A 12,090-nucleotide genomic window follows, 5' to 3' on the forward strand; every position below is an offset into this window, starting at 1 on the left:
TCTTCACTCTCTGCAGCAGCGGGTTGCTCTGCATCAAGCAAGTCATCAATGTCAATCTCGTCATCTTCTTCAACTAAGCTGTCAATATTAGTTTCTTCACTCTGTGCAGTAGCGGGTTGCTCTGCATCGAGTAAATCGTCGATATCAAATTCGTCATCTTCATCAACTAAGCTGTCAATATCGGTTTCTTCACTCTGTGCAGTAGCGGGTTGCTCTGCATCGAGTAAATCGTCAATATCAAATTCGTCATCGTCTGCTGATGTGTCAGTTGCCTGCTCATTATTTTCATCGAGTAAATCATCAATGTCGAAGTCTTCGCCCTCTTCGGCGAGCTCTTCACTGAGTGCAGCCATATCATCATTCGATTCACCTTGGGGTTCATCTGGTAATGAATCGTCATCTTCTTCATCAAACAGGCTATCTAAATCATCCGCACTTAAAATATCATCCGATTCGTCAAGATTAATTGTATCGCCCGTGTCATCTTCATCAGGGCTATCAAAATCTTGTTGCATGAAAACATCAAGTTCATCGCCCTCAGTATTTTCATCTTCAAAAACAACATCATCATTAAGTAAGCTTTCTAACTCATCTTGATCTAATAAACTGTCATCATCGAGATCATCATTAAACTCCACATCATCATCAAGTAATACGTCATCCATGTTCTCATCTAACTGCACACTTAAATCATCAAGTGGATCGGGAGCAGGCGCTTCGTCAAGCGTGGGTTCTGGCATTTCATCTAGAGGGTCAGTATAAGCAGGCGCTTGTGGTATAAATTCATCATCGTTACTCTCAGGCTCTTGGTTATTACCACGCTTACGCAGCCACATAACTACAGCAAAAATAATCAACAACGCTGGAATGGTCATTAATAAAATGAGTACCAAAGGACTCGAGAGTAATGCAGCAAAGCTAAATTCATTCTCTTGCTCTGCATCTTTTAATTTTTGCTGTGCAATGATCTCGTTTTGCTTAACGATTAATTCTTTTAACTGTTGTTGAATTTCACTATCTTGGCCTAGTTGTAAACGAACGTTTTCTAACTCGTTTGAAATACCTGTCAGCTGTTTTTTAAGGTTGTTGTTTTCAACTAAAATCTCTTCTACGTTACTAACCGAACTTTTAAACTGCTGCTGAAGCTCAACTAATTTATTACCTTGATCTGTTTTAATCGCTTTTAATTCTTGTTGTAATTCTTTTTTGGCTTCATCAACGTCTGCTTTGCGGGCTTGGGTTACTTGTGTTTGTGCTGAATTGATCTCTGCTTGAGTGAGTGTGCCATTTTTCTTTTTTTCCCACAGTTCATCGTCTTGCTCAGAACGTTGCTTAGCTAATTGCGGGTTTACTCGTCTAATTTCTGCCAAAGTAGGTATTTTTAAATACGAACCACTTTGCATGTGATTTAAGTTTTGTTCTAAAAATGAGTTGGGGTTTTTGTTATACAAGGCCTGCATAACTTGATATATGCTGACTGAGTTATCTGGGCGAACTTTAACGGCAATACGCCAAAGTGTATCGGTTGGTTTTATTGGCCCAATAGAGCGACCCTGCGCGCCGTAATCTGCGCCTTTAGGCCCTCTTAATTGGGTACTGTCTTGAGAGTAAACAGTCGTTACCATCAGTGCAGACGCTAATATAATAAGTGAAACGAAACCGCGCATGCTGATCCTTTAATGTTTAAATGTTAACGCAGCGCTTTAAAATTGGCGCTTAAACATTGATTATTCTTGCCGTTGTTAGCCACGTGGCCAACGCACATTTTTATTACAATCTATTTTTATTGCAAGCTCTATTCCAGTTACAAACTATAAACCAGTTAAGCCATAATATCCATCGCAACGCATTGAAAATAAATACCTTAAACATCATGATAAAAATGTTTTTATGTTGTTTATCAAGATGTTTACACTCTCTCAGTTAATAAGTGGCAAAAAAATGGCGGTTAAAGCATAAAAAAACGGCAAACCACTGTGGTTTGCCGTTTATTGAAATTATCACTATTTTCAGGCTAATTACATATAATTAGCAATCAGTTCTTCTGCTATTTGTACACTATTGGTTGCAGCCCCTTTACGGGTATTATCACTTACTACCCACATATTTAATCCATGTGGGTGTGAAATATCAGCACGTAAACGGCCGATATAAACAGTATCATTACCACTGGCATCCGACACAGCCGTTGGGTAGTCGCCAGCATCATCAATTAGCTCAACACCTGGCGCATCACTCAATAGTTGCTTTACATGCTCAAAATCATAAGGCATACGCGTTTCAATATTAATTGACTCAGAATGACCAAAAAATACAGGGACGCGAACACAAGTCGGGTTTACCGCAATGGTTGTATCGCCTAAAATTTTATGCGTTTCGTTTACCATCTTCATTTCTTCGCGCGTATAGCCATTGTCTTCAAAGCTATCGATTTGCGGTATTACATTAAACGCAATTTGCTTAGGAAATATTTCGTTTTCCATTGGGCGTGCATTCATTAAATTTGCAGTTTGTTTAGCCAGTTCATCAACTGCCTCTTTACCTGCTCCCGACACCGCTTGGTAAGTTGAAACGTTAATACGATCAATGCCGTATGCATCATAAATAGGCTTAAGCGCAAGCATCATTTGAATGGTTGAACAATTAGGGTTGGCAATAATATTACGATTTCTAAAATCGGCTAAGCTCGATGCATTTACTTCTGGCACAATGAGCGGCACTTCAAAGTCATTTCTAAAGTGCGATGTGTTATCAATAACGATACAGCCAGCGTCTGCGGCAATAGGGGCATATTTTTCTGATACACTGCCACCAGCAGAAAATAAACCGATATGCGCTTGGCTAAAGTCAAAGCCTTCAACATCACGTACTTCTATGGTCTCACCACGAAACTTTATATCTTCGCCAGCACTGCGGCTGCTTGCTAATAAAAACAGCTGATCGACCGGAAATTTACGATCTTCCAAAGTTTCAATGATTTGACGACCTACAAGGCCTGTAGCGCCGAGCACGGCAACGTTATATTTTTGCGACATATTTCATCCTCTGTAAGCACGATTAAAACAACCGTGCTAATTAAATTAGTTTGCTGTAGTAAAACCAAGCTGCGCAAGTGCAGCAAGCTCGGTGCTATCACCTTCAACCACCACGGTGCTAAACTCACGTCGGGTTGGATAATTTTTTCGTAAACTGTCAAAGCCTTCATCGGCCAAATGACGCAGTAAAATGCCATCATCACGGCGTACGTCATAAACTAAGTGCACTAAACGGGCTATATCTGTTTCGCTAAAACTACTTCCTAGGGCGACTTTTTTAATTGCAGGAGGCGGTAAAAAATCATCCAGTGATTTTATTGCGTTAACCCCTTTTAGCTCACACAAGCTTTGATACAACATTTGTGTACCCCGAGCTTTACCCTCAAGAGTATGTCCGGCAATGTGCACACTGGCATAGCGAACATGCTCAAGTAACTCGGTTAAAATGTTAGGTTCGTTTTCCCACACATCCAACACTAAATCGAGCTCAGCGCCTGCTTCCATCACCTCAAGTAATGCTTGATTATCAATCACATCACCTCGGCTGGCGTTAATTAAAGTAAGTCCAGGTTTAAGCGTAGTTAAGCGCTTTTTATCAAGCATGTGCAGTGTTTTATGCGTACCTGTTTTTACTAACGGCACATGAAACGTGACTATATCTGACTGCGCTAATAGCTCATCAAGCTCAACATGCTCGGTTAATAGCCCTTGCTCATGCTTAATTGGGTCGCACAATAGTAAATTAACGTTAAGCGCTTTTAATTTTTGCGCGAGGCAACTGCCAATATTACCTACACCCACAATACCGATTGTTTTACCGCTTAATGGGCTGGCGTTTTCTTGACTTAATGCAAATAAACTACTGATCACATATTCAGCAACCGCAATCGCATTGCAGCCAGGCGCACTGGTAAAATCAATATTTTTTGCGTTGAGCAAATCGGTATCAATATGATCCACACCAATAGTGGCTGTACCTACAAAGCTTAGCTTATTAGCCTGTGCTAATAATTCACTATTGACCTGCGTGACTGAACGAGTGAGTAATACATCAACATCAATGAGTTGTTCTGGAGTTAATTGCCTGCCATCAAATCGTTCAACCTCACCCATATCTTTAAAGAATTGCTCAACTAAAGGCATATTTTGATCGGCAAGAATTTTCATTGTGAATCCGTTTGGCAAAATGGGACCTTATTGTAACGAACAACCGCCTATTTGCACAAACGAAAAAGCCGAGCATTTTGCTCGGCTTTAAAATAGTTAAAGGTTTACTTAGCCTTTGTATTTGCTCATTACTAATGTGGCATTGGTGCCGCCAAAACCAAAACTGTTAGACATAACCGTATTTAGTTCAACGTCTTTGGCTTCAGTTACAATGTTCAAGCCCGCTGCTTGCTCATCAAGCTCATCAATATTGATAGATGGCGCAACAAAACCATGCTCAAGCATTAGCAATGAAAAGATGGCTTCGTGTACACCTGCCGCACCCAGTGCATGGCCTGTCATTGCTTTAGTTGCGCTGATCATTGGCGAGTTACCACCAAATACTTCTTGAATAGCGCCCAGCTCTTTCACATCGCCTACGGGTGTTGACGTACCATGGGTATTCAAGTAATCAATGCTATCAACGTTTTGCATTGCTTGGCGCATACAACGTACTGCGCCCTCACCTGATGGTGCAACCATATCGTAACCATCTGAGGTTGCGCCGTAACCGGTAATTTCAGCATAAATGTGCGCGCCACGTGCAAGTGCGTGTTCTAGCTCTTCAACAACCACAATACCGCCACCGGCTGAAATCACAAAACCATCACGGTTAGCATCGTATGTACGTGATGCTTTTTCAGGTGTGTCGTTATATTTAGTCGAAAGCGCGCCCATAGCGTCAAATTCCATCGCTAGCGTCCAGTGAAGTTCTTCACCCCCACCTGCAAAAATAACGTCTTGCTTGCCTAGTTGAATCTGCTCAACGGCATGGCCAATACAATGCGCAGAGGTTGCACACGCAGAGCTAATTGAATAGTTAACGCCTTTAATTTTAAATGGCGTTGCTAAACAAGCCGAGGTGGTGCTCGCCATAGTACGTGGCACCATGTAAGGGCCAACGCGCTTAACGCCTTTTTCGCGAAGGATATCGGCCGCTTCTACTTGCCATTTTGATGAACCGCCGCCAGAACCCACTAATAAACCAGTGCGCTCGTTTGATACTTGTTCGTCGCTAAGGCCCGCATCTTCAATCGCTTGTGCCATTGAGATATAAGAATAAGCCGCTGCATCACCCATAAAGCGCATTGCTTTGCGGTCAACATGCTCTTTAACATCAATATCAATTTTACCTGATACATTGCTGCGCAATTTGTAATCAGCAAATTCTTGGTTAAAAGCAATACCGCTTTTACCCGCTCTTAGTGACTCTAATACTTCTTCTTTATTATTGCCGATGCTTGATACAACACCGATGCCTGTTATTACGGCTCTTCTCATGGGTAATTCCCTTAGCTTAATACTTAATTGTGTTCTATTTTACGCGAATTTAATCACCTAAGTGGTCAGCTTTCTAGCGTACACTTGTACTCTGAACCTACAGCTTATAAATAACGCCAGACTATTTCAAAGAAAACACGTAAAATAATTAAAAAATTATCTATAAAATTGAATTGGTCATGATAAAAAACGCCCACATACACTTTAATGATTTAGGGACACCGGTTGCTAATGACTTTGATGATGTTTATTTTTCTAATGACAACGGCCTCGCTGAGTCTCATTATGTGTTTTATCAACAAAACAATATAGAGTCACGGTTACAAAATCATGACCGTGAGCACTTTGTTATAGCCGAAACCGGTTTTGGTACAGGGCTTAATTTTTTAAATGCATGGCAGCAGTTTTATGACCACCTGCAATGCCCACAAGTTCAAAGTCAACAGTCTAATAACGTGCAACGACTGCATTTTATTTCTTTTGAAAAATATCCACTTAGCGTAAATGATTTAAAACAAGCCTTGCAAGCTTGGCCTAGTTTAAGTCATTTAAGCGCCCAACTCGTCTCCCACTACCCGATTAATTTAACCGGTTGTCATCGCCTTGAATTTGCCAATGGCCTTGTGGTGCTCGACCTCTACTTTGGTGATGTGCTGGAATGTATTAATAGCATGAGCTACCCACAAAGTGGACTCGTTGACGCATGGTTTTTAGATGGTTTTGCACCGAGTAAAAACCCCGACATGTGGCAGCAAAGTGTATTTAACGCCATGGTTGATATTTCCAGATGCAACGCGACATTAGCCACGTTTACCGCTGCGGGCTTTGTTCGTCGGGGCTTAATTGAAGCAGGCTTTAGCATGCAAAAAGCTAAAGGCTTTGGCCGAAAACGAGAGATGCTAGTTGGCACACTCGCTCAGGCTAATTCAAAACAATCGGCCCCCGCCTATTTTGAGCATCACTTCTCTCCCCTTACCAATGTGGCTGTTATTGGCGGTGGTATAGCGAGCAGTTGTATTCTTTATAGCCTCGCGAAACGCGGTATACCAAGCCACTTATTTTGCCAAGATAAACAACCGGCCATGGGGGCATCTCACAATGTACAAGGGGCGATATATCCGCATTTACAAGCAAAAAATTCGCCACACAGTGAACTATTTGCCCATAGTTTTTTATACGCAAAGCGGCTTTACAATCAATTACTCAACAATGGCTTTTTGTTTGATCACCAGTGGTGTGGTGTGCTGCAACATGCAGTAAAAAAACCATTGGCAGAGCGTCATCAAAATCTCGCTGATAAACAACTGTGGCCAGAGCAGCTTATGCGAAATGTGACTGCTGATGAGGGTGATGCTATTGCTGGGGTTAAAACAGGTTACTCAGGGGTGTTTTTTGAACAAGGCGGCTGGGTTAATCCCCCCCAGTTAGTCAGTGCTATGTTAGATGCCGCACAGCAATTAAATGAGTTTGAGAGCCTATTTAATTGCCACATTGAGCAACTTAACAAACAACCCGATGGCTGGTACTTAACCACGCAAAAACAAACATTTGGCCCCTTTAGCGATGTGATTATTTGCGCCGGTGAACACAGCGATGCATTTGCGCAAACTAAAACGCTCCCTATTGTTGGCGTACGCGGACAGGTGTCACATGTTCAAGCAAGCACGCAATCACGTAAGCTAAAAACCGTGTTGTGTCACAAGGGGTATTTCACCCCCGCTTATTTAGATCACCATTGTATGGGCGCCACCTTTGAAAAAAACAGTAAAAGCCGTGAAGTGACCGAGCAAGATAATCAAACCAACCGCGAGCAACTGCTGAGCTTTTATAACAACACTGAATTTGCCACCAGCTTAGGCGATATTAGCTCTGCTAAAGCCGCTGTTCGCTGTAGTTTTATTGATCACTTACCTATGGCCGGTGAATGGGTGGAGCAAACTGACTATACACATGCATTTGCTAATTTACGTTTGGGCAAACGCTATCAATACCAAGCATTAAAAAAACCACAACAGGGCCTGCATATTTTTACCGGCTTTGGCGCGCGAGCATTATGCAGTGCACCGCTATCTGCCGAGCACATAATTAGTAGTTTAAACAATGAACCTCGCCCACTAAGCGAACGCGTAAGCCAAGCTATTCACCCAGGCCGCTTTATTGTTCGTGACCTTATTCGCAATAAAATTTAAAGGTAATAATACCTACAAAGCCCTTTACTGTAATTACCAAGAACGCAGTGTACGTATTGGCTTATACCACCGTAGCTTTGTAACCGAAGTAAGTATAATGATCGAGTAAAAAGTTCTAAAAAACGCCTAAAAAAATAGCTAATTTTAATACTCAGTTAAGTAATAACTTTTCACTAATATGTTTTTTTTAAATAAGCTCGTTTAAATCCCATTTACTCTTTAAAAATAATTTCCTACCCCAAGGTCTGTTTGTACGAACAATCTTTACACTATATTGAGAAGGAATTAATTATGAGTAAGACTTTAATTATTGGCGCAAGTGGTCAAATTGGTAAAATGGCTACCAAACTACTTTTAGAAAATGAGCAAAATGTTGTTGCACTTGTAAGAGACAAAAGCAAACTGCGTGATTTAGATAGCCCATTTTTAAGTATTGTTGAACAGGATTTAGAAGGTGACTTTTCAAGTGCCATTAATGGCTGCGACCAAGTTATCTTTGCAGCAGGTTCAGGTGGAAGTACAGGCACAGATAAAACCGTACTTATTGATTTGTGGGCAGCGACAAAAGCAGCAACTTATTCTAAAGAGCACGGTGTAAAACACTTTATTATGGTCAGCTCCATTGGCGCAGACGATCCTGATGCGATAGATAGTGACTTAAAGCCTTATCTTGTAGCAAAACATATGGCTGATGAGCATTTAATTCACAGTGGACTCAATTACACAATTGTCCGCCCAGGAACATTAACTGACGAAAGTGCCTCTTTGGAAGTAACAACAGAGCGCCCTAGCGATCAGTCAAAGGCTAAAATTAGCCGCGAAAATGTAGCCAACGCATTGCTTTACGTTGCTACAAACTCATTTAATAGCAATCGTATTTTTGAGTTATTTGATGGCGATAAACCAATAAAAGCCGCTATTAAGTAAGCATTACACTCACCCCTTGCCATGCAAGCTGCATGGCAAGCAGAGTTAAAATCACTTTAAAAATAACCCTAAAACGTGCCACAGAGAGCCGCTTAAGTAAACGAATCCCTAACCAAGTGCCAATGGCTCCGCTTAAAATCATCGCCAGTGTTAACGGCAACCATTGCCAAAAGCTAAAACCCAGCCCCGCATAAACAACGGCTTTTAAGCTATGCTGCAAGGTCATAATACTTGAAAAAGTCGCGGTAAATTTAAGCTTATCGTAGTTATTAATGTGTAAATAACTTGCCACCAGAGGCCCACTTGCTCCCACAAAAGTAGAAATAAATGCCGTAATTAAACCCGCTATTAAACGCCCTAATCGTGAGTCTTTATTAAATTCAGGGATTGTTCCCCACAGTAAATAAATCACAAATAAAGCCACAAACAACTTCATGCTATCAAGGTTAATATCGCTCACTACTTGGCTCGACAACCCCGCGCCAATTAACCCACCCAGCGTAAAATACAACAACATCGGCTTATCAAGATGAGCAATACTTAACAATAATCGATTGGCATTAGAGCCTAACTGCACTAAACCATGAACCGGCACAACCATTGCCATCGGCATAACCGACGCCATTACCACCAACAGCATTAAACCGCCACCCGCACCAAAGGCCGCCGATACAAACGAAGTAAACCCCGCCAGTAAAATAAGTAAAAGCGAGATCAAAGGGGAAATGTGTTCAGCTGTAAAAATATCCATATCAAAGCTCGCAGTTAATCATTGGCTCATAATACAAAAAATAAGCAAGTAAGCGACTAGTCTATTAGTTGTAAGGGGTTCGGGGTTCGGGGTTCGGGGTTCGGGGTTCGGGGTTCGGGGTTCGGGGTTCGCAAGATAAACCAAAGCACAATAAATTCAATAATTTTAGCCATAAAAAAACCCGCGACTTGATTGCTCAAGTTGCGGGTTTTTTAGGGTTTTTAAACAAACGAATTTAAAAACCGTTATTGGTGGAGCTGGGGGAATCTTAATTAAACCCGCAACCACTTGAAATAAAACAACTAACAACAACATCAAATCACTTGCTGTTACTATTGTTGTTACTATTTGTTTTTGTGTGGGTTCAAATTCGCGTTTTGCAGCTGAACATGAATATAATAATTACATTAAATTTTTATCTTTGTATCTACAAAGTTAATTAATTCTTCTGCTTGCTCGAAATAAGGCTGTAAACCTATTGCTTCTGCTTTATCAAGAATAATTGAATCAAAAAGTGAACCCGACTTTTTACGTATATAAACTGAAAAGCCATACTTTGGTGATGAACTAAAGCTCACTTCATACTCGGCTGCCATTAACTTTGCTGATACGTCTTTTGTTGTTCCTTTTTGCTCATTAAAATATTCACGAGTCTTCTGTAACGCAATCGATAACTCTTTAGCTTCATGTTCAGTAAGACGTAATTGCTTATACGCTGAACCTTTAGTAGTTAATCTAAGATAAGTTGTCTCATCAGTTTTGATAACGGCAAGACTAGCGCCTGAAAACTCTGTGACAACCCATTTAAATTCATATCCATCAATGTAATATTCTTTGCCCACTGAATGAAAACTAAAAAGCACAAAAATTAATAAATAGATATTTCTCATAAATTCCCTCTCAACAAATTAATTAAAACCTAAACTTTTTTTGTCACTTTCTGGTTTATCTAAGCCAACGTAACCAACACTTAACATTGTCTCCATGCCAAATGTTGATGGTATCAATGCTAGATTTATATATGTTTTTTTATCTTTCCATATTAGTGTAGCAGATGCCATATTCGGCTTTTCAAAATCACCAAACATAGTAGTTAGCTTATTTGTTAAAGTAATATAACTTTCAGTATCAAAAGTAACACCAACACCGATTAACCTCATTTCTGAGTCAAACGAAAAGTGTAATCTTTGCCTATCTCTGTCGATCTCAAAAACCTTACGCGTATCTTTTAACTCCAACCAAACGATATCACTAATATTTTTTTTCTTCGCTTTTGGGTATTTGGCTAAAACCGTTTCAAACGAATCACCCCACTGAGTACCAAAAACACCATCACCAAATAGTTCCGTAATAGTTGCAGCCTTTGAATGTAGCGAAAAGAATAAAAATAAAATACTTAAAAACAGTCTCATGGCTCCCCTTAAATTTAGCAGCTAATAAGTAGTAATAGAGTAAAGATACAAACCATAGCCTTATACTATCACCCAAATCTAAATGGCTTGCGAGTATTTATGCAAACAAATGTAAGATATCGACTTAAAACTATGTAGCAAAAAGCTTGCAAAGCTATAAGCCTAATAAGATGCATGTTTAAGAGCTTAATGAATACACGTGCATATCTCTCCGCAAAACAGCTGTAAGGTGTTTATTTGATACTGTCTTTTTATAAGCCTAAAATGATAGGTTTTGTAAGGTTTTGTTAGGCTTATTAAACTAAGTTTTACTAAGTATTAACTGCTCATACAGTTGAGGTTTTATCAGGTATAAAGGCTAGGATAATTTAGATTTCATCAGTACAAAAACAAATACATTCGCTAAGCTCTTAAAATAAGTAGAGCCATTTATAATCAACTTTTGACAATGTTTGATAACCTGACAGCAAACAAAGTTAGATATAAAGTGTTTAATTGCTTTGTATTGTATACATTCCTTAAAGCTTAGGTTTAACCCTACTTGAGCCGTGGTTTTTAGTTTGTGCTGGTTTATAGCCCTTCCCTCTGGCTTTAGCAAGGTAAGACATACGCCATATAGCGCCTTGCTTTTTATCATACTCATTGCGTTTAAATCTGTAATAGCAGTTCTTTGGTATCCATGGCTGAACACCAAGGGTATTCCCCATTTCCAATATAAAATCATTAATTCTGCTCGGGTGATTCACCTTATTAGCGTCTAAAATAAACACCACATGGTAATGCTGACTTTTTGATTTTTCTTGCTCACGCGCCCAATGATAGCCAAATACTGACATTTGGTAATTTTGCTTGAGAAATCGACTCAAATTTTTTATAACAGCCAAAATATACCGATTATCATTAGTTTGTTCTGGAGTACGAATATCAAATCGCAGCACTAATACTTGGCTACAATGACTCAAAACAGCCTCTAATTGATCTAATATGCTTTTCAATTGCTGGGTATATAAACCGCTCTTTGCTGCGTTAACATGCCACAAGTTGCCGCAATGCTGAAATATAGGTGAATGACTTACGTAGTGATAGTTAGCCACTAACAAACCCCTCTAAATAGATAATATAAATAACCGATAAATTTCAGGTAAAATAAAACAATATAATTACCTAAGACACACTTCATATAAATCCTGCGCGGTTAGTAACTACCAACATTCAACTGAAATAACAAAAATTAAACCTATTAATGACTACCGTTAATGACCGTGAAATAGCTATAAAATTAATTAAGG

General features: G+C 39.8%; 10 protein-coding genes. 2 read left to right on the top strand and 8 right to left on the bottom strand.

Annotated elements, in window-relative coordinates; all coding sequences use genetic code 11:
• From BM380_RS11100 to fabB, 4 genes are all read right to left on the bottom strand, one after another.
• On the bottom strand, positions 1-1,667 hold a 1,667-nt coding region (locus tag BM380_RS11100; RefSeq protein WP_302847038.1), incomplete at its 3' end, for a FimV/HubP family polar landmark protein.
• Positions 1,668-2,018: 351 nt separating this feature from the next.
• Positions 2,019-3,035 (bottom strand): aspartate-semialdehyde dehydrogenase, encoded by a 1,017-nt coding sequence (locus BM380_RS11110; RefSeq protein WP_013465468.1) that lies wholly within the window; start codon positions 3,033-3,035, stop codon positions 2,019-2,021.
• 45 nt (positions 3,036-3,080) lie between these two features.
• Positions 3,081-4,202 (bottom strand): 4-phosphoerythronate dehydrogenase, encoded by a 1,122-nt coding sequence (locus BM380_RS11115; protein WP_090494373.1) that lies wholly within the window; start codon positions 4,200-4,202, stop codon positions 3,081-3,083.
• 108 nt (positions 4,203-4,310) lie between these two features.
• Positions 4,311-5,522 carry a beta-ketoacyl-ACP synthase I gene (gene fabB, locus BM380_RS11120; RefSeq protein ID WP_013465470.1) on the bottom strand — a complete coding sequence of 404 codons (1,212 nt, stop codon included), beginning with the start codon at positions 5,520-5,522 and terminating at the stop codon, positions 4,311-4,313.
• Between the two features lie 179 nt (positions 5,523-5,701).
• On the opposite strand from fabB, the gene mnmC reads away from it, so the two are divergent.
• Together mnmC and BM380_RS11130 are read left to right on the top strand one after the other, a co-directional pair.
• Positions 5,702-7,711 (top strand): bifunctional tRNA (5-methylaminomethyl-2-thiouridine)(34)-methyltransferase MnmC2/FAD-dependent 5-carboxymethylaminomethyl-2-thiouridine(34) oxidoreductase MnmC1, encoded by a 2,010-nt coding sequence (mnmC, locus tag BM380_RS11125; protein ID WP_090494375.1) that lies wholly within the window; start codon positions 5,702-5,704, stop codon positions 7,709-7,711.
• 291 nt (positions 7,712-8,002) lie between these two features.
• The gene (locus BM380_RS11130; RefSeq protein ID WP_090494377.1) at positions 8,003-8,638 is read left to right on the top strand and encodes an SDR family oxidoreductase; all 636 of its coding nucleotides are present in this window, start codon (positions 8,003-8,005) and stop codon (positions 8,636-8,638) included.
• Here BM380_RS11130 and BM380_RS11135 read toward each other — a convergent pair.
• The 4 genes from BM380_RS11135 to BM380_RS11150 form a co-directional block, all read right to left on the bottom strand.
• On the bottom strand, positions 8,631-9,389 hold the full coding sequence (locus BM380_RS11135; RefSeq protein ID WP_090494380.1) for a sulfite exporter TauE/SafE family protein: 759 nt from the start codon (positions 9,387-9,389) through the stop codon (positions 8,631-8,633). The genes BM380_RS11130 and BM380_RS11135 overlap by 8 nt on opposite strands.
• A 407-nt stretch (positions 9,390-9,796) precedes the next feature.
• Complete coding sequence (locus BM380_RS11140; RefSeq protein WP_090494382.1) at positions 9,797-10,279, bottom strand: hypothetical protein; 483 nt, start codon at positions 10,277-10,279, stop codon at positions 9,797-9,799.
• A gap of 18 nt (positions 10,280-10,297) precedes the next feature.
• Entirely contained in the window at positions 10,298-10,801 is a 504-nt protein-coding gene (locus BM380_RS11145; RefSeq protein WP_090494384.1) for a hypothetical protein, read from the bottom strand.
• 518 nt (positions 10,802-11,319) lie between these two features.
• Positions 11,320-11,895, bottom strand: coding sequence for a YagK/YfjJ domain-containing protein (locus BM380_RS11150; RefSeq protein WP_090494386.1), 576 nt, complete (start codon positions 11,893-11,895; stop codon positions 11,320-11,322).
• Positions 11,896-12,090: the final 195 nt, after the last annotated feature.

This window comes from Pseudoalteromonas sp. DSM 26666 (genome assembly GCF_900116475.1).
GTDB classification, from domain to species: Bacteria; Pseudomonadota; Gammaproteobacteria; order Enterobacterales; family Alteromonadaceae; genus Pseudoalteromonas; species Pseudoalteromonas tetraodonis.